Source organism: Gordonia humi, from assembly GCF_014197435.1.
GTDB classification, from domain to species: domain Bacteria; phylum Actinomycetota; class Actinomycetes; order Mycobacteriales; family Mycobacteriaceae; genus Gordonia; species Gordonia humi.
The window spans coordinates 3,571,433-3,594,191 of the sequence record NZ_JACIFP010000001.1 but is presented as its reverse complement, the minus strand read 5'-3'; the positions used below and the strand labels follow the sequence as shown (position 1 = coordinate 3,594,191).

The window sequence follows — 22,759 nt, the reverse complement described above, 5'->3', positions numbered from 1 at the left end:
TCAAGCCTAATGCGCGGTTTGCGTCGCGTCGTTCAACCGCGCGAACCCGTCCGGGACGGGCGACCGCTGCCTGCCTCGTGGACTTCCGGTGGACGACGCGTGTCGTGAGCGCCGGGCTGGCGACGGTGCGTCGCACCAGGTCGATTACCCTGGGGAAGTACTTTCAGCCCGCAGGTCTTAGGAGAAGCGAGCCAGGTGGCCGACGCGCAGAACCCCAACGAAGTCCCCGACTCGGCGAACGAGTTCCCGTCCGAAGCGCAGCTCGAGGCCGCGGTCGTCGACGCGCTCGCCGCGTTCGACGCCGCGAGCGGCCTCGACGAGTTGGCGCAGGCCAAGATCGCCCACATCGGCGACCGGTCGCCGATCGCGCTGGCGCGCCGCGCGCTCGGGTCGATCCCGAAGGATCAGCGGTCGGCGGGCGGCAAGCTCGTCAACCAGGTGCGTGGCCGCGTCGCGGCCGCCCTCGACGCGCGGACCGAGGTCCTCGTCGCCGAGCGAGACGCCGCCGTCCTCGTCGCCGAGACGATCGACGTGACGCTGCCCGCCGGGCGCCGTCCGGTCGGCGCCCGTCATCCGATCACGGTGATCGCCGAGCAGGTCGCCGACGTGTTCGTGTCGATGGGCTGGGAGATCGCCGAGGGGCCCGAGGTCGAGACCGAACACCACAACTTCGACGCGCTGAACTTCCTGCCCGATCACCCGGCGCGGTCGATGCAGGACACCTTCTACATCGCGCCCGAAGGATCGCGCCAGGTGCTCCGCACGCACACGTCGCCGGTGCAGGTGCGCTCCATGCTCAGCCGCGACGTGCCGATCTACGTCGCATGCCCCGGACGGACGTTCCGCACCGACGAACTCGACGCCACGCACACGCCGGTCTTCCATCAGATCGAGGGCCTGGCCGTCGACAAGGGGCTGACCATGGCCAACCTGCGCGGCACCCTCGAGGCGTTCGCCAAGGCCCTGTTCGGTCCGGAGACCACGACGCGCATGCGGGCCTCGTACTTCCCGTTCACCGAGCCGTCGGCGGAAGTGGACGTCTGGTTCCCCGGCAAGAAGGGCGGCGCCGGCTGGGTGGAGTGGGGAGGCTGCGGCATGGTCAACCCGAATGTACTGCGCGCCAGCGGAATCGATCCCGACGAGTACACCGGCTTCGCATTCGGCATGGGTCTGGAACGCACCCTGCAGTTCCGCAACGATCTGCCCGACATGCGCGACATGGTCGAGGGCGACGTGCGGTTCACCGCGCCGTTCGGCCCCGCCTTCTGACATCCGCCTGACCGACACGACCACACGAAAGAAGCTGGTTACCCGTGCGTCTCCCACAGTCCTGGTTGACCGAAGTCCTGCGCGCAGGCGCCCCCGACTGGTCCGCGTCCACCGACGACATCGACGCGGGCTTCGTCCGCGTCGGATTCGAGATCGAAGACGTCGAGCCGTTCCCGGAGATCACCGGACCGCTCGTCGTCGGGCGCGTCGCGGCGATCGAGGAGCTCACCGAGTTCAAGAAGCCGATCCGGTTCTGCCAGGTGGAGGTCGGCGAGGACGCTCCGCGCGACATCGTGTGCGGAGCCCGGAACTTCGCGGTGGGCGATCTCGTGGTCGTCGCACTGCCGGGCACCGTGCTGCCCGGACCGTTCGAGATCGCCACGCGCAAGACGTACGGCAAGACGTCCGACGGCATGATCTGCTCGGTCTCCGAACTCGGTGTCGGGGGCGACCACTCCGGCATCCTGGTGCTCGCACCGGGTACCGCTGAGCCGGGCGCCGACGCACGCGAGGCGCTCGGCCTGGACGACACCGCGATCGACGTCAACGTGACTCCGGACCGCGGATACGCCTTCTCGATGCGCGGTCTCGGCCGTGAACTGGCGAGCGCGTTCGCCGTGCCGTATGTCGATCCGGGACTGCGCGGCGAGCCGCTCGCCGCGACGGTCGACAGCGCACCGTGGCCGGTGTCGATCGACGCCGACAGCGCCGCCACCCGGTACACCGCGCGTGTGATCACCGGGGTCGACCCGATGGCGCCGACGCCGTGGTGGATGGTCAAACGACTCATGGTGGCGGGCATCCGCCCCATCTCCGCGATCGTCGACGTCACCAACTACGTGATGATCGAACTCGGTCAGCCGTTGCACGCGTTCGACGCCGACAAGGTCACCGGCACGATCACCGTTCGGTCGGCGCGCGCGGGGGAGATCCTGGTGACGCTCGACGGCGTCACGCGCACCCTCGATCCCGAAGACGTGGTGATCGCCGACGAGTCCGGACCGATCGCCCTGGCCGGCGTCATGGGCGGAGCGTCGACCGAGGTGAGCGACGAGACGGCGAACGTCCTGTTGGAGTCGGCCAACTTCGATCAGGTCCGGGTGTTCCGCACCGGCAAGCGGCACAAGCTGAGCTCGGAGGCGCAGAAGCGTTTCGAGCGCCTCGTCGACCCCGAACTGACTCCGGTCGCCTCCGACCGCGCCGCGTCGCTGATCGTCGCCCTGACCGGCGGACGCGTGGCCGGTGACCTGGCTGACGCGCGTGCGGAGACGGCCCCCGTCGCCGCGATCGAGATCGCGGCCGACCAGCCGGACGCGACCGCGGGCGTCGTGTATCCGGACGGCACCACGGCCGCGCGACTGCGCGAGGTGGGCTGCATCGTCGACGACTCCGGCGAGATGTTGTCTGTGACGCCGCCCTCGTGGCGCCCGGACCTGCGCCAGCGCGCCGACCTCGTCGAAGAGGTTCTGCGCCTGGAAGGGTTGGAGGACATCCCCGCGGTGGTGCCGCGTGCGCCGGGCGGTCGCGGGTTGACCGCGGTGCAGCGTCGTCGTCGCGCGATCGGTGTCACGCTCGCCGCGGACGGCTTCGTCGAGGTCCTGCCGTACCCGTTCATGCCTGCGGGCGTCTTCGACACGTGGGGTCTGGCCGACGACGATCCGCGTCGCAGCACGGTGTCGGTGTTGAACCCGCTCGAATCCGATCGGCCGGAACTGAACACCACACTGCTTCCGGGCCTGCTCGAGATGACGTCGCGGAACATCGCACGCGGGCGTCGCGACCTCGCTCTCTACGCCGTGGGCCAGGTGGTCCTCGGCGGCGACCAGGGGCCCGTCGTCGACGCGCTCGACGTGACCGAGCGACCGACGCAGGAGGAGCTCGACGCGCTCGACGCGTCGTTGCCGCGGCAGCCGTTGCACGCGGCCGCCGTGGTGACCGGCCTGCGTGATCCGGCGGGTCCGTGGGGGCCGGGGCGCGCCGCCGACGCTTACGACGTGTTCGAAGCCGCTCGAGCGATCGGCGCAGCCTCCGGTGTCGAGGTGACGCTGGTCGCCGACGACACGGCGCCGTGGCATCCGGGCCGCTGCGCTCGACTCGAGGTGGACGGTGTGACCGTCGGCCACGCGGGCGAGCTGCACCCGGCGGTTCTCGAGCGGGCCGGATTGCCGGCTCGCCTCTGCGCCGTCGAGATCGACGTCGACGCGCTGCCGCTCACCGAGAACCTGCCGTCGCCGACGGTGTCGCCGTTCCCGGCCGTGCTGCAGGACGTCAACGTCGTGGTCGCCGACACCGTCGCGGCGCAGGACGTGCAGGACGCGCTCGTCGAGGGCGCCGGGGAACTGCTCGAGTCGATCTCGTTGTTCGACGTGTTCGCCGGCGAGCAGGTCGGTGCCGGGAACAAGTCGCTGACCTTCGCCCTGACGTTCCGTGCGAGCGACCGCACGCTGACCGAGGACGACGCGAGCGCGGCCAAGCTCGCGGCCGTCGAGCGGGCCGCCGGCGCGGTGGGTGCGCGACTGCGGTGATCCGCGTCCTGATCTTCGCGGTCGTCGCCGCACTCGTCACGTTCTACCTGCACCGCAGGCTGGTGCGCGCGCCCGGTGTCCGCGGCGGGTGGGCGGTCGCCGCCGACGTCGCCCTGGTGCTCCTCGGCGCGGCGACGGTCGTCGCATCCGGGACCGGCGACGTCTTCGCGCCCGGCTGGGCGAGGCCGATCGGGTTCGTCGGCTACACCTGGGCGGCGGTGATCCTGTACCTGATCATCGGCACTGTCCTGATCGGCCTGGTGTCGCTCCTGGTCCGGCTCGTCCGACGACTGCGCGGACGTTCGGGCGGCGGTCTGGCGCAGCGTGTGACGGCGTCGCTCACCGCGGTGGTGGTCGTCGTCTCGTTCGCGGCCACCGGGTACGGCGTGTACGAGGCGGCCACCCCGCGCATCGTCGAGACCGATGCGCGGATCGTGGACCTGCCGCCCTCGTTCGACGGCGTTCGGATCGCCCTGGTCACCGACGTCCACGTCGGTCCCGCCCGCGGTGAGGGGTTCGTCCGGAAGGTGGTCGACGAGGTGATGGCCCAGAGACCGGACCTCATCGTGCTCGGCGGCGATCTCACAGACGGTACCGTCGCGAAGGTCGGCAGGGATCTCGAGCCGCTTCGAGACCTGCGCGCCCCACTCGGCGTGTTCGGCATCAGCGGCAATCACGAGTACTACGTCGACGACGGCGGCGCCTGGCTCGACTACTGGGAGACGCTCGGCGTGCAGACATTGCGCAATCAGCGGGTGGAGCTGCGTCGCGGCGACGGTGTCGTCGACCTCGCAGGCGTCTACGACGCGACGGCTCCCGCCCCGCACGAGCCCGACTACGCCGCCGCGCTCGGCGGACGGGATCGGTCGCACCCGGTGATCCTCCTGGCGCATCAGCCGATCCAAGCAGAGGACGCCGCGGCGTTCGGTGCCGACCTGCAGCTCTCCGGTCACACGCACGACGGCCAGATCTGGCCGCTGACCTACCTCGTCGGTCTACAGCAGCCGGTCACCGCGGGATGGGGCGACGTCGACGGCGTCCCCGTGTACGTCACGCGCGGGACCGGCGCGTGGGGCCCGCCGGTCCGCGTTCTGGCTCCGCCGGAGATCACCGTGATCACGCTGCGACCGGGGGGGGGGTCGGTCCGTAGCCGGGTAGTCGTTCGCAGGGCGCGACATGGTCTCGACGCCGCAAGCGACGGTCCGCGCGCCGTGTCCGACGAGGTGCGTGAGGAGACGCCGCGGACGTGTACGCACGGCCGGTTGAATCGCCCACCCACCGTTACGTGAATTAATTTGCGCTCTAGTGCATAATGATAGACATGACTATCAAGGTAGCGGTCGCGGGAGCGAGCGGGTATGCGGGCGGAGAGATCCTTCGACTCCTCTGCGGCCACCCCCGTCTGGCCACGGGCGAACTGGAGATCGGCGCACTCACCGCTGGCGGGAACGCGGGCAGCCGACTCGGCGAGCACCACAAGAATCTGATTCCGCTGGCCGACCGCGTCCTGCAGGAGACCACGGCCGAGGTCCTCGCCGGACACGACGTGGTGTTCCTCGGACTTCCGCACGGCCAGTCCGCGGTGATCGCCGACGCGCTGCCGCCGTCGACCGTCATCGTCGACTGCGGCGCCGACTTCCGACTCGAAGACGCCGCCGAATGGATGCACTACTACGGCGGCGAGCATGCGGGCACCTGGCCGTACGGCATGCCCGAGTTGCCCGGCAACCGGGACGAGCTGGAGTCGACGACGCGGGTCGCGGTTCCCGGCTGCTATCCGACGGTCTCGATCCTGTCGCTGTTCCCGGCGCTGGCGTCCGGTCTGGTCGACACGCGGGTCACCGTCGTCGCCATGTCGGGTGCGTCCGGCGCCGGTCGGTCGCCCAAGGTGAACCTGCTCGCCTCCGAGGTCATCGGATCGGTCAGGGCCTACGGCGTCGGCGGCGTCCACCGGCACACCCCGGAGATCACGCAGGCGCTGTCGAACGCGGCGAACGCGCCCGTCGACGTCTCGTTCACCCCGGTCCTCGTGCCGACCAGCCGCGGCATCCTGGCCACGTGCACCGCACGGACATCGGCGACCGCCGCGCAACTGCGCGAGGTCTACGAGAAGGCGTACGCGGACGAGCCGTTCGTGCACGTGCTGCCGGAGGGCGAATTCCCCGAGACCGGGTCGGTGATCGGCTCGAACGCCGTCGTCATCGGCATCGCCGTTGACGAGAAGACCGGCACCTTCACCGCCGTCGGCGTCGTCGACAACCTCACCAAGGGGACTGGCGGCGCGGCCGTGCAGTCGATGAACCTCGCTGTCGGATTCGGCGAGACCGAAGGACTCTCAGTGGTAGGAGTGGCACCGTGACCGAACCTCAGCATCAGTCCCCGCTCGAGCCCGCCGAGTTCGACGACGCCGCCACCGGCGGCCGGATGGTCCGCCGCCAGGGCGTCACGGCGCCGCTCGGCTTCCGCGCCGCGGGGCTCGCCGCGGGCATCAAGGTCAGCGGCAGACCCGACCTCGCCCTCGTGTTCAACGAGGGCCCCGAGTACGCCGCCGCGGGTGTGTTCACGAGCAACCAGGTCAAGGCGGCGCCGGTCCGCTGGTCGCAGCAGGTGCTCAAGGGGCGGCGGCTGCGCTCGGTGATCCTCAATTCGGGCGGCGCCAACGCGTGCACCGGTCCGGGCGGATTCCAGGACTCGCACGCCACCGCCGAAGCCGTCGCTCAGGCGCTGTCGAACTGGGGCACCGAGACCGGTGCGGGCGAGGTCGCCGTGTGCTCCACCGGGCTGATCGGCGACCGCCTTCCGATGGACAAGGTCCTGGCCGGCGTCACCGAGATCGTTCACGAGATGGCCGGCGGCATCGAGGGCGGCACCGACGCCGCGCACGCGATCATGACCACCGACACCATCCCCAAGCAGGTCGCGCTACACCATCCGGGCGGGTGGAACGTGGGCGGCATGGCCAAGGGCGCAGGCATGATGGCACCGTCGCTCGCGACCATGCTCGTCGTGCTCACCACCGACGCCGAGGCCACGGCGGATCAGCTCGACACCGCGCTGCGTCGCGCCACCGCGCGCACCTTCGACCGGCTCGACATCGACGGCGCCATGTCGACCAACGACACCGTGCTCCTCCTCTCGTCGGGTGCCAGCGCCGTACGGGTGGACCAGACCGACCTCGACGCCGCGGTCTTCGCGGTGTGCGACGATCTCGCCGCCCAGTTGCAGAACGACGCCGAGGGCGTCACCAAACGGGTCGAGATCACCGTGACCGGTGCGAAGACCGACGCCGACGCGCTCGAGGTCGCCCGGACGGTCGCCCGCGACTCCCTGGTCAAGACCGCGCTGTTCGGGTCCGATCCGAACTGGGGCCGAGTACTCGCCGCGCTCGGCGTCACCTCGGTGCTCATCGATCCGGACGTCATCTCGGTCTCGTTCAACGGCTCCACGGTGTGCGCGAACGGCACCGGCGTCCCGGGCGCGCGCGAGGTCGACCTCAGCGGCGACCGCATCCACGTCGTCGCCGACCTCGGACTCGGCGACGGTGAGGCGACGGTGCGGACCACGGACCTCTCGCACGCCTACGTCGAAGAGAACTCGGCGTACTCCTCATGAGCGATGCACAGACTCCGCTGGAGAAGGCGTCGGTCATCGCCGAATCGCTGCCCGCTCTGCAGGCGCTGCACGGCACCCGGGTCGTGATCAAGTACGGCGGCAACGCGATGGTCGACGACGAGCTCAAGAGGGCGTTCGCCGCCGACATGGTGCTGCTGCGCGCGTGCGGGATCTTCCCCGTCGTGGTGCACGGCGGCGGCCCGCAGATATCGGCCATGCTGAAACGACTCGGCCTCCAGGGCGAGTTCCGCGGCGGCTTCCGCGTCACCACCCCCGAGGTGATGGATGTGGCGCGCATGGTCCTGTTCGGCCAGGTCGGCCGGGAACTCGTCGGCCTGATCAATCGACACGGGCCGTACGCGGTCGGCATCACCGGTGAGGACGCGCACCTGTTCACCGCGGCTCGGCGCAGCGTCATGGTCGACGGCGAGCCCACCGACATCGGACTCGTCGGTGACATCAGCACCGTCAACACCTCGGCCGTCGACGATCTCATCGCCGCCGGCCGCATCCCGGTGATCTCCACGATCGCTCCCGACGTCGACGGCGTCGTGCACAACATCAACGCCGACACCGCGGCGGGTGCCGTCGCGAACGCCCTCGCCGCCGAGCACCTCGTGATGCTGACCGACGTGGAGGGCCTGTACACGGACTGGCCCGACCGCGGATCACTCGTGTCGACGATCACCGCGAGCGAAGTCGCCGAACTGCTGCCGAGCCTCGACGCCGGCATGGTTCCGAAGATGGAGGCGTGCCTGCACGCCGTCCGAGGCGGCGTCGGCGCCGCGCATGTGATCGACGGCCGTGAGCCGCACGCAGTCCTGGCCGCCCTGCTGACCGCGTCCACCGCGGGCACCACGGTGCAGGCCGACGAAACGGAAGGGGAGCGGGTATGACCGCACCACTGCAGCAGCGCTGGTCGGCGTCGCTGATGAACAACTACGGCACACCGCCGGTCGCGCTGGTCCGCGGCGACGGCGCCGTCGTGTACGACGCCGACGGCAAGGCCTACCTCGACCTGCTCGGGGGCATCGCCGTCAATGCGCTCGGACACGCCAACCCGGCGATCGTCGACGCCGTCTCGACGCAGCTGTCGACGCTCGGCCACGTGTCGAACCTGTACGTCGCACCGCCCGTCGTCGAACTCGCGGAGCGGCTGCTCGCGGCGTTCGGTCACGACGGCCGCGCGTTCTTCTGCAATTCGGGCACCGAGGCGAACGAGGCCGCGTTCAAGCTCGCACGACTGACCGGGCGACCGCAGATCATCGCCGCCGACGGCGGGTTCCACGGCCGCACCATGGGTGCGCTGGCGATGACCGGTCAGCCGGGCAAGCGAGAGGCGTTCGAGCCGATGCCCGCCGGCGTCGACTTCGTGCCCTACGGCGACGTCGCGGCCCTCGAATCCGCCGTCTCCGAGCAGACCGCCGCGGTGATCCTCGAACCGATCCAGGGCGAGAACGGCGTCATCGTGCCGCCGGCCGGCTACCTGGCGGCCGCCCGGGAGATCACCTCGCGTCACGGCGCGCTCCTCATCCTCGACGAGGTGCAGACTGGCATCGCCCGGACCGGGGCGATGTTCGCCCACCAGCGGGCAGGCGTGGTTCCGGACGTCATGACCCTGGCCAAGGGCCTCGGCGGCGGCATGCCGATCGGTGCGGTCCTGGCGACGGGACCGGCCGCGGAGCTGTTCGGTCCCGGACACCACGGCACGACGTTCGGCGGCAACCCGGCGTGTGCGGCGGCCGCCCTCGCCGTGCTCGACTACATCGACGAGCACGACCTGTGCGCCCGCGTCGACTCGCTCGGCAAGACGCTGAGCGCCGACATCGAGAACCTCGACCATCCGTTGGTCGCCGGGGTGCGCGGTGACGGTCTGCTCCTGGGCGTGGTCCTGACCGAGCCGGTCGCCAAGCAGGTCGATCTCGCGGCGCGGGAAGCGGGGTACCTCATCAACGTTCCGGCCGCGGGTGTGATCCGACTGGCGCCGCCGCTGATCCTGTCCGATGAGCAGGCGAGTAACTTTGTCGCCGACCTCCCCGGCATCCTCGACGCAGCGGCTGCCGCGCATTCGAAAGGCTGACATGACCCGACACTTCCTCCGGGACGACGACCTCTCACCCGCGGACCAGGCGCAGGTGTTGGCACTGGCCGCGCGGATGAAGGCCGACCCGTACTCGGCGAAGCCACTCGCCGGACCGAAGGCAGTGGGGGTCGTCTTCGACAAGAACTCGACGCGGACGCGCTTCTCCTTCGAGGCGGGCATCGCGCAGCTCGGCGGACACGCGATCGTCGTCGACGGGGCGACCACGCAGATGGGACGTGACGAGTCGCTCGCCGACACCGGACGCGTGCTGTCGCGATTCGTCGACGCCATCGTCTGGCGCACCTTCGGCCAGGATCGGCTCGACGAGCTCGCGCGGCACTCGTCGGTGCCGGTGGTCAACGCGCTGAGCGACAGCTTCCACCCGTGCCAGGTCCTCGCCGATCTGCAGACGATCATCGAACACAAGGGGACGGCCGCAGGTCTGACCCTGACCTATCTCGGCGATGCGGCGAACAACATGGCGAACTCGCTGATGCTCGGCTGCGCGATCGCGGGCATGCACGTCCGACTCTCCGGACCCGACGGATTCCGACCGGGTCCGGGGATCGTCGATCAGGCACGGCAGCAGGCCGTGAGCACCGGCGGCAGCATCACGGTGATCGACGATCCGAACGAGGCCGCGACCGGCGCCGATGTCCTGGTGACCGACACCTGGGTGTCGATGGGGCAGGAGGGCGACGGACTCGACCGGGTGGGTCCGTTCCGGCCGTACCAGATCAACGACGCTCTGCTCGGGCGCGCCGCGCACGGCGCGATCGTGCTGCACTGCCTGCCCGCACACCGCGGCGAGGAGATCACCGACGAGGTGATCGACGGGCCGGCCAGCGTCGTCTTCGACGAGGCGGAGAATCGTCTGCACGCGCAGAAGGCACTGCTCACCTGGCTGCTGGAGAACCAGTGACCGATTCGGAGCCGTCGCGTCTGGCTGCGACGAGGGCCGGACGGCACGCGCGGATCGTCGAGATCCTCGCCGCCGAGCAGGTGCGCAGCCAAGCCGATCTGCAGCAGCGCCTGGCCGACATCGGCGTCGAGGCCACCCAGGCCACTCTCTCGCGTGATCTCGACGAACTCGGCGCCGTCAAGCTGCGCGCCGCAGACGGCGGCGCGGGCGTGTACGTGGTGCCCGAGGACGGCAGTCCGGTGCGCGGAGTGGCGGGCGGCACCGACCGCGTGTCCCGACTGCTCGCCGATCTGCTCGTCTCCACGGACTCCTCCGGTGACATGGCGGTGCTGCGCACACCGCCGGGTGCGGCACAGTATCTGGCGAGCGCCCTCGACCGCGCCCGGTTGCCCGGTGTGGTCGGCACCATCGCGGGCGACGACACGATCTTCGTCCTCGCCCGCCGACCGGTCACCGGCGCCGAACTGGCCCAGCAGATCGAAGACCTCGTCTGAGACGTGGCGACGAGCGCCTCGAAGCCGGTGCGCCGCACTCCCTCCGCATCAGCACCCGCACAATGAAATCCATCGACCCCGTCCGCAAGGAGAATCCGACCTCATGGCCGAGAACGACGCACCCGCTCGCAAAGAAGGCACCAACGAGGGCGCCCTGTGGGGCGGTCGCTTCGCCGACGGCCCGGCCGCCGCGATGGCTGCGCTGAGCAAGTCGACGCACTTCGACTGGGCGCTGGCACCGTACGACGTCGCGGCGTCGAAGGCGCACGCTCGCGTCTTGAATCGGGCCGGTCTGCTGACCGACGACGATCTGACCGCGATGCTCGCGGGTCTCGATCGACTCGCGTCCGACGTCGCCGACGGTACGTTCGGGCCCGCCGAATCGGACGAGGACGTGCACGGCGCGCTCGAACGCGGGCTCATCGAGCGCGTTGGCGCCGAACTCGGCGGCCGACTCCGCGCAGGACGTTCGCGCAACGACCAGGTCGCGACGTTGTTCCGGATGTGGCTGCGGGACGGCATGCGCCGCGTGGGAGCCGGTCTGCTCGATGTCGCCGAGGCCCTCGTCGGACAGGCGGCGGCCAATCCCGGTGCGGTGATGCCGGGCAAGACGCATCTGCAGGCCGCCCAGCCCGTGCTCCTCGGCCACACGCTCCTCGCGCACGCGCAGCCGCTGTTGCGCGACGTCGCGCGTCTGGTGGACGCCGACCGACGGGTGGCCGTCTCGCCCTACGGTTCGGGTGCGCTCGCGGGATCGTCGCTGGGGCTCGATCCGGCGGCCATCGCCGCCGACCTGGGCTTCGACGCCGCCGCCGACAACTCCATCGATGCCACCGCCTCGCGTGACTTCGCCGCTGAGGCCGCCTTCGTCTTCGCGATGGCCGCGGTTGATCTCTCGCGTCTGGGCGAGGACGTGATCCTTTGGAGCACACCGGAGTTCGGATACGTCACGCTCGCCGACGCGTGGTCGACGGGCAGCTCGATCATGCCGCAGAAGAAGAACCCCGACGTCGCAGAACTCGCGCGCGGCAAAGCCGGTCGGGTGATCGGAAACCTGACCGGGCTGTTGGCGACGCTCAAGGCACAGCCGTTGGCGTACAACCGGGATCTGCAGGAGGACAAGGAGCCGGTGTTCGACTCGGTGGCCCAGCTCGAGCTGCTCCTGCCCGCGATGACCGGGCTGGTGGCCACGCTGACCTTTCACCCGGACCGCATGGCCGAGCTCGCGCCCGCGGGGTTCACGCTCGCCACCGACATCGCGGAATGGCTTGTCCGTCAGGGCGTCCCGTTCCGAGTCGCCCACGAGGTGGCAGGCGCATGCGTTCGCGAGGCCGAATCGCGGGGTGTGGGTCTGGACGAGCTCGACGCGCAGACGCTCGCCGAGATCAACCCGTCGCTCACTCCGGACGTCTCCGAGGTCCTCACCGTGACGGGTTCGATCGAATCGCGCAACGCCCTCGGCGGCACCGCGTCGACGCAGGTGCAACGGCAGATCGAGGTGGCCACGGCGACCATCGCGGATCTGCGCGCAGCACTGGCGTGACGTGCATCCCGTAGCGGCGACAACGATGTCTGGGACCTGTCGATACAGGTAAGGTGATTCGCGACGCGGACCCGTTCAGACGGTGACGATTGCCGCGGACGGGACGAAGGGACTGCTGTGGTCGGACTGCCGAGGGTCGGAACCGCTGTCGGGCGCGTCGTGGCGACCGCTCAGAACGGTTTGGAGGTCATCCGCATGGGTGGCCTCGAGACCGGAACCGAGCCCGCGCCGTACAAGGTGGTCGAGACCGAGAAGATGTTCCGGCTGCGGCGGTACTTCCCGGACGACCCCGGCGTCGACGCGTCGCACATCATCCTCGTTCCGCCGATGATGGTCTCCGCCAACGTCTACGACGTGACCGAGGCCAACGGCGCGGTGTCGGTGCTGCACGAGCGGGGGATCATCCCGTGGGTCGTCGACTTCGGCTCGCCCGATCACGAAGAGGGCGGTATGGAGCGCACCCTCACCGACCACGTCGTCGCGATCAGCCGGGTGGTCGACCTGGTCCGCCGCGTGGTCGGACGCGATGTGCACCTCGGCGGATACTCGCAGGGCGGCATGTTCGCCTACCAGACCGCCGCGTACCGACGGTCGGAAGGCGTGGCCAGTCTGGTCACGTTCGGCAGCCCGGTCGACATCACCGCGGCCATGCCGCTGGGCATCCCGGCGAACCTCGTCGTTCCCGGAGTCGAGTTGCTCGGCGATCGATTCTTCAACAATCTGTGGATCCCGAGCTGGCTGGCGCGCACCGGATTCCAGCTCGCGGACCCGGTCAAGACCGCGAAGAGCCGGATCGACTTCCTCCGCAAGCTGCACGACCGTGACGCGCTGCTGCCGCGGGAGGACCAGCGTCGCTTCATCGAACAGGAGGGGTGGGTCGCCTGGTCCGGACCCGCGGTGGCCGAGCTCCTGCGGCAGTTCGTGGTGCACAACCGCATGGTCTCCGGCGGCTTCGTCATCGACGGCGACGTCGTGTCGATGAGCGACATCACCTGCCCGATACTCGCCTTCGTCGGGGAGACCGACGACATCGGCCAACCGGTCGCGGTCCGCGGCATCCAGCGCGCCGCACCCGACGCCGACGTGTACGAGACTCCCGTTCCCGCCGGACACTTCGGCCTGGTCGTGGGTTCGACGGCCGGTCGGCTGTCGTGGCCGACGTCGGCCGAGTGGATCCTGTGGCGCGACGGTCGCGGGGACCGTCCAGACGCCGTCGCTCCGATGGACGCCTCGACGACCGTCGGATCCGGGATCAGCTGGGCCAATCGGTTGAGCTACGGCGTCGGCCAGGTGGCCGGCGCGAGCACCGCGGTCTCCAGGGAGATATTCGACGCGGTCTCCTCGATCCAGCGCACCACGGTCGCAGTCGCCCACGAATCGGTGCGGACCGTGCCGCGGCTGTTCCGCCTCGGCCAGATCCAGCCGTCGACTCGGATATCCCTCGCCAAGCTGATGAGCGAGAACGAGCGCCGCACCCCGCACAACGAACTGTTCCTCTTCGAGAACCGGGTGCTCACGCACGAGCAGGTCAACACCCGTATCGACAATGTGGTCGCCGGCCTCATCTCGTGCGGTGCGCGTCCGGGCGAGCACATCGGCGTCTTGATGGACACCCGTCCGTCGGCGCTCGTCGTCGTCGCCGCGCTGTCTCGGCTGGGAGCCGTCGCCGTCGTCCTCGCCTCGGGCGAGGACCTTCCGGAGATGCTCAAACTGTCGGACACGCACGCGATCATCACCGACCCCACGCATCTCGACGAGGCCGCCGAGGTCAGCGACCGGGTACTCGTACTCGGTGGCGGAAGCGGAGACTCCCGCGCCATCGCCCGCGCCGACGGGGACAAGATCGTCGACATGGAGAAGATCGACCCGGAGCTGGTGCGGGTCCCGATCTGGTACCGGCGGGACCCGGGTCTGGCGGGCGACCTCGCGTTCATCCTGTTCACCAAGACGCAGGGACGCATCTCGAAGTGGTCGATCACCAACCACCGGTTCGCGATGTCGGCGTTCGGTGCGGCCGCGGCCGCAGGACTGACCAACCGTGACACCGTCTACTGTCTGCCGCCGCTGCACCATGCGTCCGGTCTGCTGACCACGCTGGGTGCGACGGTCGCAGGCCGTTCGCGGATCGCGTTGTCGAACGGCGTCGACCCGGAGACGTTCTCGTTCGAGGTGCGCCATTACGGCGTGACCGTCGTGTCGTACACCTGGTCGATGCTCGCCGACGTCATCCGCAGCGAGGACTTCGACCCCGCCCAACTGAGCACCGTCCGCCTGTTCATGGGGTCCGGTCTCGCGAGCGGCCTGTGGTCGGAGATCGTCGAGGCGATGCCGAAGGCCCGGGTCCTCGAATTCTTCGCGACAGCCGACGGGTCGACGATCCTGGCGAACATCGGCGGCGACAAGGTCGGCTCGATGGGACGCGCGCTGCCGGAGACCAACGCTGTTCGAATCGCCGCTTACGATGCCGACACCGAGCAGCTGAAGGTCGACGCCGAGACCGGCTTCATCTATGAGGCAGGTGCCGGCGAGGTCGGGATGCTGCTGGCCCACGCCGCTCAGCGATTCGAGTCGAACGGACCGGTGTTGCGCGACGTGTTCCGCACTCATGACCGGTGGGAGATCACCGGAAGTCTGTTCCGCGCCGATGCCGACGGCGACCTCTGGTTCGTCGGCTCGGCGCAGAACCTCATCCGGTCACCGCGCGGCATCGTCTACCCGATCCCGATCCAGGAGGCGTTGTCGAAGGTCGCGCTCATCGATCAGGTCACGGTCTACGGGGTCGGGGAACCGGGGACCCAGGTCGCCGTCGCCGCGATCAGTCTCCGGACCGGCTCGACGTCGATCACGCCGACCGCGCTGCGAGTCGCACTCGGTGAGATGCCGTCGGACCTGCGCCCCGACCTCGTCTGGGTCACCGACGAGATCCCGCTGTCGGAGTCGTTCCGCCCGATCAGCAGCGGCTTCGCCGCCCGCGGTCTGCCCAGACCGGGTGCGAAGGTCTGGTTTCGCGATGCCGAGGGACGATACCGGCGCTACACGGCGTCGGCCGCCAAGGACATCGACTGGTCGTCGCCCACGCCGCACGCGATCGACCGCACTCAGAACTGACCGCACTCGCCGAGTAACCTGAGGACCCATGAGCACTCGCGCCCAAAGTCTCGACCCGGTCGTTCGCGACCGCCTCGTCTGTCCGCAAGACCTCGGTGAACTGATCGACGCGGGGGACGAACTCTACAACCCTCGTCTGCGCGTGGCGTACGCGATCGACGAGCTCGGCATCCCGAACATGCTGATCGACGACGCGCGCACCGTCTCCGACGACGAGCACCGCGCGTTCACCTCCGGCGCGGGGGAGTGACCTCCACCGTGAGTGAGAACATCCTCGACGAGCTCGCCTGGCGCGGACTCATCGCGCAGACCACCGATCTCGACGCACTGCGGGCGGCCATCGACGACGGCCCGATCACGCTCTACGCGGGATTCGATCCCACCGCGTCGAGTCTGCACGCCGGTCACCTCGTGCCGCTGCTGACCCTGCGCCGTTTCCAACTCGCCGGTCATCGGCCGATCGTCCTGTCCGGTGGTGCGACGGGACTCATCGGCGATCCGCGCGAGGTCGGTGAGCGCACGATGAACAGTTCCGACACCGTCGCGGGCTGGGCCGGTCGCATCGTCGGGCAGCTCGAGCGCTTCGTCGACATCGATGAGACGCCGACCGGCGCGATCCTGGTCAACAACATGGACTGGACCGGACCGATGAGCACCATCGAGTTCCTCCGCGACGTCGGCAAGCACTTCTCGGTCAACGTGATGCTGGCTCGCGACACGGTCAGGCGGCGTCTCGAGTCGGACGGCATCAGTTACACGGAGTTCAGCTACCTGCTCCTGCAGTCGAACGACTACTTGCAACTGTTCCGCCGGTACGGTGCGACGCTGCAGATCGGTGGATCCGACCAGTGGGGCAACATCGTCGGCGGTGCCGACCTGATCCGGAAGGTCGAAGGGGAGTCGGCGCACGTCCTGACCGTTCCGCTGGTCACCTCCTCGGACGGCAAGAAGTTCGGCAAGTCGACCGGTGGCGGAAGCGTGTGGCTCGATCCCGATCTGACCACTCCGTACGCGTGGTACCAGTACTTCGTGAACACGGCGGACGCCGATGTCATCGGGTACCTGAAGTGGTTCACGTTCCTCTCGCGTGAGGAGATCGCCGAACTCGAACGGCTCACGGCGGAGAAGCCGCATCTGCGTGAGGCGCAGAAGCGATTGGCCGCGGAACTGACGACTCTCATCCACGGTCCGGAGATGACGGCCGCCGCACAGCTGGCCAGCCAGGCACTGTTCGGCCGGGGAGAACTCGACGGAATCGACGAGGGGACTCTGTCCGCCGCACTGTCGGAGACCGGAGTCGCCGAGTTCGAGGCCGGTGCGACGCCGACGATCATCGAGCTTCTCGTCGAGTCCGGCCTGTGTGCCGGCAACAAGGCGGCGCGTCGGGCGATCGACGAGGGCGGCGCCTACGTCAACAACGTCAAGATCGTCGACGCCGACTGGGCGCCGACGTCCGCCGACCTCCTTCATGGCAGATGGCTGGTGCTCAGGCGTGGGAAGAAGACTTTCGCCGGGGCGCGGATCGGCGTCTGACCAGCAGACTTGGCACCAACAGGGCGGACGTGTAACTTAGTCGGAGTCCGAGCGGCTCCGGCCGCTGGAGACACCGACCGGAACCTCCTGGGCCGCGAGTTGAAAGACTCCGACTCGGTGGTGTAGAGTAAGAAGCCGCTTCGGCAGTAAGAACTTCTTCCATCAGAATTACGGAAGAACAACGTACTTGCCAAGCAGATTCCAGTCTGGTAGGTTGGAAGAGTTGGCCTGAAACGGTCGATACACAATGAAATATGTTCACTGGAGGTCGACCCGACCATGTCGGGGTGGTGCTGGTGGGTGTGTGTTCTTTGAGAACTCGATAGTGTGTGACAGAGATTTTCTTGTGCCACATAAAGATTGTTTTTTGTGGCAGGAAAACTATTTTGTGAACAGGCATGACACAACCTTGTGTGGTTGTTGTCGTGTTGTTTGATGATTGTTATTCTTGTCAGTTTTTTGGATTTGGTCAGGCTTTGCTTTCTGGCTTGTGTTGAAAACTGTGTTTTCAATATTTTTTGTTGGAGAGTTTGATCCTGGCTCAGGACGAACGCTGGCGGCGTGCTTAACACATGCAAGTCGAACGGAAAGGCCCCTTCGGGGGTACTCGAGTGGCGAACGGGTGAGTAACACGTGGGTGATCTGCCCTGCACTCTGGGATAAGCCTGGGAAACTGGGTCTAATACCGGATATGACCTGATGCTGCATGGTATCGGGTGGAAAGCTTTTGCGGTGTGGGATGGGCCCGCGGCCTATCAGCTTGTTGGTGGGGTAATGGCCTACCAAGGCGACGACGGGTAGCCGACCTGAGAGGGTGATCGGCCACACTGGGACTGAGACACGGCCCAGACTCCTACGGGAGGCAGCAGTGGGGAATATTGCACAATGGGCGCAAGCCTGATGCAGCGACGCCGCGTGAGGGATGACGGCCTTCGGGTTGTAAACCTCTTTCGCTAGGGACGAAGCGCAAGTGACGGTACCTGGAGAAGAAGCACCGGCCAACTACGTGCCAGCAGCCGCGGTAATACGTAGGGTGCGAGCGTTGTCCGGAATTACTGGGCGTAAAGAGCTCGTAGGCGGTTTGTCGCGTCGTCTGTGAAATTCTGCAACTCAATTGCAGGCGTGCAGGCGATACGGGCAGACTTGAGTACTACAGGGGAGACTGGAATTCCTGGTGTAGCGGTGAAATGCGCAGATATCAGGAGGAACACCGGTGGCGAAGGCGGGTCTCTGGGTAGTAACTGACGCTGAGGAGCGAAAGCGTGGGGAGCGAACAGGATTAGATACCCTGGTAGTCCACGCCGTAAACGGTGGGTACTAGGTGTGGGGTCCATTTCACGGATTCCGTGCCGTAGCTAACGCATTAAGTACCCCGCCTGGGGAGTACGGCCGCAAGGCTAAAACTCAAAGGAATTGACGGGGGCCCGCACAAGCGGCGGAGCATGTGGATTAATTCGATGCAACGCGAAGAACCTTACCTGGGTTTGACATACACCAGACGCGCATAGAGATATGTGTTCCCTTGTGGTTGGTGTACAGGTGGTGCATGGCTGTCGTCAGCTCGTGTCGTGAGATGTTGGGTTAAGTCCCGCAACGAGCGCAACCCTTGTCCTGTATTGCCAGCGGGTTATGCCGGGGACTTGCAGGAGACTGCCGGGGTCAACTCGGAGGAAGGTGGGGATGACGTCAAGTCATCATGCCCCTTATGTCCAGGGCTTCACACATGCTACAATGGCGCGTACAGAGGGCTGCGAGACCGTGAGGTGGAGCGAATCCCTTAAAGCGCGTCTCAGTTCGGATTGGGGTCTGCAACTCGACCCCATGAAGTCGGAGTCGCTAGTAATCGCAGATCAGCAACGCTGCGGTGAATACGTTCCCGGGCCTTGTACACACCGCCCGTCACGTCATGAAAGTCGGTAACACCCGAAGCCGGTGGCCTAACCCCTTTGTGGGAGGGAGCTGTCGAAGGTGGGATCGGCGATTGGGACGAAGTCGTAACAAGGTAGCCGTACCGGAAGGTGCGGCTGGATCACCTCCTTTCTAAGGAGCACACAACACTCTCGTGCTGTCCTCGAACGCAGGATGGGCGAGTGTGTGTTCATGGGTGAAACACAAGAAATCCACGCCTGCGGCGGGCACCCTGGTGGTGCCGGCCGTGCTGGTGAGCATCGATGTGGTGCTTGCTGGTGGTGGGGGTGTGTCGGGTGACCGGCATGCTGGGATGTCACACGCTATCGGGGTTCTGAGGGAATACACTGGGTGTGTTTCTTCGTGCTTGCTGGATGTCCGCGCACAACGTGTTGTGTGGTGGGTCGGGTGGGTGTGTGTTGTTTGAGAAGTAGATAGTGGATGCGAGCATCTTACATGTAAGGTGTGTATTGCAATTTCAATGAAAATGTGATGTCCACATTCGTGTCACAGTCGACTGTTTCCCATCTGTGTGTGGGGGGTGGTGGTTGTGGTGTGTTTGTGGGTGTTGTTGTAAGTGTTTTAGGGCGTTCGGTGGATGCCTTGGTACCAGGAGCCGATGAAGGACGTGGTAGGCCGCGATAGTCCTCGGGGAGTTGTCAAACGAGCTGTGATCCGAGGGTGTCCGAATGGGGAAACCCAGCACGAGTTATGTCGTGTTACCCACTCGTGAATGTATAGCGGGTGTGGAGGGAACGTGGGGAAGTGAAACATCTCAGTACCCATAGGAAGAGAAAACAAGAGTGATTCCGTGAGTAGTGGCGAGCGAAAGCGGATGAGGCTAAACCATGCGTATGTGATACTCGGCAGGGGTTGTGCGTGTGGGGTTGTGAGGGCATTATGTCATCGTCTGCCGGCGGTGGGGTCAGTAAAAAATTGTTGTGTTAGGTGAAGTGGCTTGGAATGGTCTGCCGTAGTGGGTGAGAGTCCCGTAACCGAAAACGCGATGACTGGCTTTAGTGTTTCTCAAGTAGCAGCGGGCTCGTGGAATCTGCTGTGAATCTGCCGGGACCACCCGGTAAGCCTAAATACTTTCTGGTGACCGATAGCGGACTAGTACCGTGAGGGAAAGGTGAAAAGTACCCCGGGAGGGGAGTGAAATAGTACCTGAAACCGGACGCTTACAATCCGTCAGAGCCCTCTATTGTTGTGGGGTGATGGCGTGCCTTTTGAAGAATGAGCCTGCGAGTTAGTGCTCAGTGGCGAGGTTAACCCGTGTGGGGTAGCCGTAGCGAAAGCGAGTCTGAATAGGGCGTGTAGTCGCTGGGTCTAGACCCGAAGCGGAGTGATCTACCCATGGCCAGTGTGAAGCAGCTGTAAGAGGTTGTGGAGGCGCGAACCCACTTCAGTTGAAAATGGAGGGGATGAGTTGTGGGTAGGGGTGAAAGGCCAATCAAACTCCGTGATAGCTGGTTCTCCCCGAAATGCATTTAGGTGCAGCGTCACGTGTTTCTTACTGGAGGTAGAGCTACTGGATGGCCGATGGGCCCTACTAGGTTACTGACGTCAGCCAAACTCCGAATGCCGGTAAGTGAGAGCGTGGCAGTGAGACTGCGGGGGATAAGCTTCGTAGTCGAGAGGGAAACAGCCCAGATCGCCGGCTAAGGCCCCTAAGCGTGTACTAAGTGGAAAAGGATGTGGGGTCGCTTAGACAACCAGGAGGTTGGCTTAGAAGCAGCCATCCTTGAAAGAGTGCGTAATAGCTCACTGGTCAAGTGATCCTGCGCCGACAATGTAGCGGGGCTCAAGTACACCGCCGAAGCCGCGGCACTCACACGAGAACATCGGCAGGTTTTCCTGTCTAGTGGTGTGGGTGGGTAGGGGAGCGTCCTGCATCCGTGGAAGCGCCGGAGTGATCTAGGTGTGGAGGGTGTGGGAGTGAGAATGCAGGCATGAGTAGCGAAAGACAAGTGAGAAACTTGTCCGCCGAATGACCAAGGGTTCCTGGGCCAGGTTAATCCGCCCAGGGTGAGTCGGGACCTAAGGCGAGGCCGACAGGCGTAGTCGATGGACAACGGGTTGATATTCCCGTACCCGTGCACTCGCGACAAGTGGTGAATCATCTGTACTAACCATCCAAAAGCTGCTGTGGCTTTCTTCGGATTGTTGTGGTGGTGGCTGCATGGGACCTTGGGTGTAGTAGTCAAGCGATGGGGTGACGCAGGAAGGTAGCTGGGCCAGTCGTTGGTTGTGCTGGTGTAAGCCTGTAGGACGGGACATAGGTAAATCCGTGTTCTGTGTGTCTGAGAGGTGATGCGTAGCCGTTGTGGTGAATTCAGTGATCCTATGCTGCCGAGAAAAGCCTCTAGTGAGTTGGTGCATGGCCCGTACCCCAAACCGACACAGGTGGTCAGGTAGAGAATACTAAGGCGATCGAGTGAACTGTGGTTAAGGAACTCGGCAAATTGCCCCCGTAACTTCGGGAGAAGGGGGACCATTGCTGGTGAAGGACTTCGCGTCTGGAGTTGGTGGTGGTCGCAGAGACCAGAGAGAAGCGACTGTTTACTAAAAACACAGGTCCGTGCGAAGTCGTAAGACGATGTATACGGACTGACGCCTGCCCGGTGCTGGAAGGTTAAGAGGACCGGTTAACCACTTTGGTGGTGAAGCTGAGAATTTAAGCCCCAGTAAACGGCGGTGGTAACTATAACCATCCTAAGGTAGCGAAATTCCTTGTCGGGTAAGTTCCGACCTGCACGAATGGCGTAACGACTTCTCTGCTGTCTCAACCACAGGCTCGGCGAAATTGCAGTACGAGTAAAGATGCTCGTTTCGCGCGGCAGGACGAAAAGACCCCGGGACCTTCACTATAGCTTGGTATTGGTGTTCGGTACGGTTTGTGTAGGATAGGTGGGAGACTGTGAAGCGTGCACGCTAGTGTGTGTGGAGTCGTTGTTGAAATACCACTCTGATCGTATTGGGCTTCTAACTTCGGACCCTGATCGGGTTCAGGGACAGTGCCTGGTGGGTAGTTTAACTGGGGCGGTTGCCTCCTAAAGTGTAACGGAGGCGCCCAAAGGTTCCCTCAGCCTGGTTGGCAATCAGGTGTTGAGTGTAAGTGCACAAGGGAGCTTGACTGTGAGACGTACGTGTCGAGCAGGGACGAAAGTCGGGACTAGTGATCCGGCACCGGCGTGTGGAAGCGGTGTCGCTCAACGGATAAAAGGTACCCCGGGGATAACAGGCTGATCTTCCCCAAGAGTCCATATCGACGGGATGGTTTGGCACCTCGATGTCGGCTCGTCGCATCCTGGGGCTGGAGTAGGTCCCAAGGGTTGGGCTGTTCGCCCATTAAAGCGGCACGCGAGCTGGGTTTAGAACGTCGTGAGACAGTTCGGTCTCTATCCGCCGCGCGCGATTAGAAACTTGAGGAATCCTGTCCCTAGTACGAGAGGACCGGGACGGACGGACCTCTGGTGTGCCAGTTGTTCTGCCAAGGGCACGGCTGGTTGGCTACGTTCGGAAGGGATAACCGCTGAAAGCATCTAAGCGGGAAGCCTGTTCCAAGATGAGGTTTCTTACCAACTTTGGTTGGGTAAGGCCCCCTAGAGATGATGGGGTTGATAGGCCAGAATTGTGAGCGCAGTAATGTGTTGAGGTGACTGGTACTAATAGGCCGAGGGCTTACATACAATGCTCACACGTTTTTGTTTGGTTGTTTGCATCCACTATTTGCTTCTGAGGCAACACACGTGTTTGTGT

General features: G+C 65.8%; 13 protein-coding genes and 2 rRNA genes. All 15 read left to right on the top strand.

The window, feature by feature from the left end:
• The first annotated feature begins 195 nt into the window (after positions 1-195).
• The 15 genes from pheS to BKA16_RS16440 all read left to right on the top strand — a co-directional run bounded on the left by pheS (position 196) and on the right by BKA16_RS16440 (position 22,689).
• The gene (pheS, locus tag BKA16_RS16510) at positions 196-1,269 is read left to right on the top strand and encodes a phenylalanine--tRNA ligase subunit alpha (protein ID WP_183371704.1); all 1,074 of its coding nucleotides are present in this window, start codon (positions 196-198) and stop codon (positions 1,267-1,269) included.
• A gap of 44 nt (positions 1,270-1,313) precedes the next feature.
• Entirely contained in the window at positions 1,314-3,794 is a 2,481-nt protein-coding gene (pheT, locus tag BKA16_RS16505; protein ID WP_183371703.1) for a phenylalanine--tRNA ligase subunit beta, read from the top strand.
• Entirely contained in the window at positions 3,791-5,083 is a 1,293-nt protein-coding gene (locus tag BKA16_RS16500) for a metallophosphoesterase (RefSeq protein ID WP_183371702.1), read from the top strand. Before pheT ends, BKA16_RS16500 begins: the two co-directional genes overlap by 4 nt.
• Positions 5,084-5,115: 32 nt before the next feature.
• Positions 5,116-6,153, top strand: coding sequence for an N-acetyl-gamma-glutamyl-phosphate reductase (gene argC / locus BKA16_RS16495; RefSeq protein WP_183371701.1), 1,038 nt, complete (start codon positions 5,116-5,118; stop codon positions 6,151-6,153).
• 65 nt (positions 6,154-6,218) lie between these two features.
• On the top strand, positions 6,219-7,406 hold the full coding sequence (gene argJ, locus BKA16_RS16490) for a bifunctional glutamate N-acetyltransferase/amino-acid acetyltransferase ArgJ (protein ID WP_183373129.1): 1,188 nt from the start codon (positions 6,219-6,221) through the stop codon (positions 7,404-7,406).
• Entirely contained in the window at positions 7,403-8,302 is a 900-nt protein-coding gene (gene argB, locus BKA16_RS16485) for an acetylglutamate kinase (protein ID WP_183371700.1), read from the top strand. The genes argJ and argB overlap by 4 nt, the downstream gene beginning before the upstream one ends.
• On the top strand, positions 8,299-9,486 hold the full coding sequence (locus BKA16_RS16480) for an acetylornithine transaminase (RefSeq protein WP_183371699.1): 1,188 nt from the start codon (positions 8,299-8,301) through the stop codon (positions 9,484-9,486). Before argB ends, BKA16_RS16480 begins: the two co-directional genes overlap by 4 nt.
• Before the next feature lies 1 nt (position 9,487).
• A complete protein-coding gene (argF, locus tag BKA16_RS16475) occupies positions 9,488-10,411 on the top strand; it encodes an ornithine carbamoyltransferase (RefSeq protein WP_183371698.1) in 924 nt (307 codons plus the stop codon).
• Positions 10,408-10,905 carry an arginine repressor gene (locus tag BKA16_RS16470; protein ID WP_183371697.1) on the top strand — a complete coding sequence of 166 codons (498 nt, stop codon included), beginning with the start codon at positions 10,408-10,410 and terminating at the stop codon, positions 10,903-10,905. Before argF ends, BKA16_RS16470 begins: the two co-directional genes overlap by 4 nt.
• A 103-nt stretch (positions 10,906-11,008) precedes the next feature.
• Positions 11,009-12,448 (top strand): argininosuccinate lyase, encoded by a 1,440-nt coding sequence (argH, locus tag BKA16_RS16465; RefSeq protein ID WP_183371696.1) that lies wholly within the window; start codon positions 11,009-11,011, stop codon positions 12,446-12,448.
• 117 nt (positions 12,449-12,565) lie between these two features.
• Entirely contained in the window at positions 12,566-15,556 is a 2,991-nt protein-coding gene (locus BKA16_RS16460; RefSeq protein ID WP_183371695.1) for an AMP-binding protein, read from the top strand.
• A 28-nt stretch (positions 15,557-15,584) separates the two neighbouring features.
• Positions 15,585-15,806, top strand: a complete 222-nt coding sequence (locus BKA16_RS16455; RefSeq protein ID WP_183371694.1) for a Trm112 family protein — start codon at positions 15,585-15,587, stop codon at positions 15,804-15,806.
• Positions 15,807-15,814: 8 nt separating this feature from the next.
• Positions 15,815-17,089, top strand: a complete 1,275-nt coding sequence (gene tyrS, locus BKA16_RS16450; protein WP_183371693.1) for a tyrosine--tRNA ligase — start codon at positions 15,815-15,817, stop codon at positions 17,087-17,089.
• A 518-nt stretch (positions 17,090-17,607) separates the two neighbouring features.
• Positions 17,608-19,129, top strand: a 16S ribosomal RNA gene (locus BKA16_RS16445).
• A gap of 439 nt (positions 19,130-19,568) precedes the next feature.
• Positions 19,569-22,689: ribosomal RNA gene (locus tag BKA16_RS16440) — 23S ribosomal RNA — on the top strand.
• Together the 16S and 23S rRNA genes form the textbook arrangement of a ribosomal RNA operon.
• The last annotated feature ends 70 nt before the right edge of the window (positions 22,690-22,759 follow it).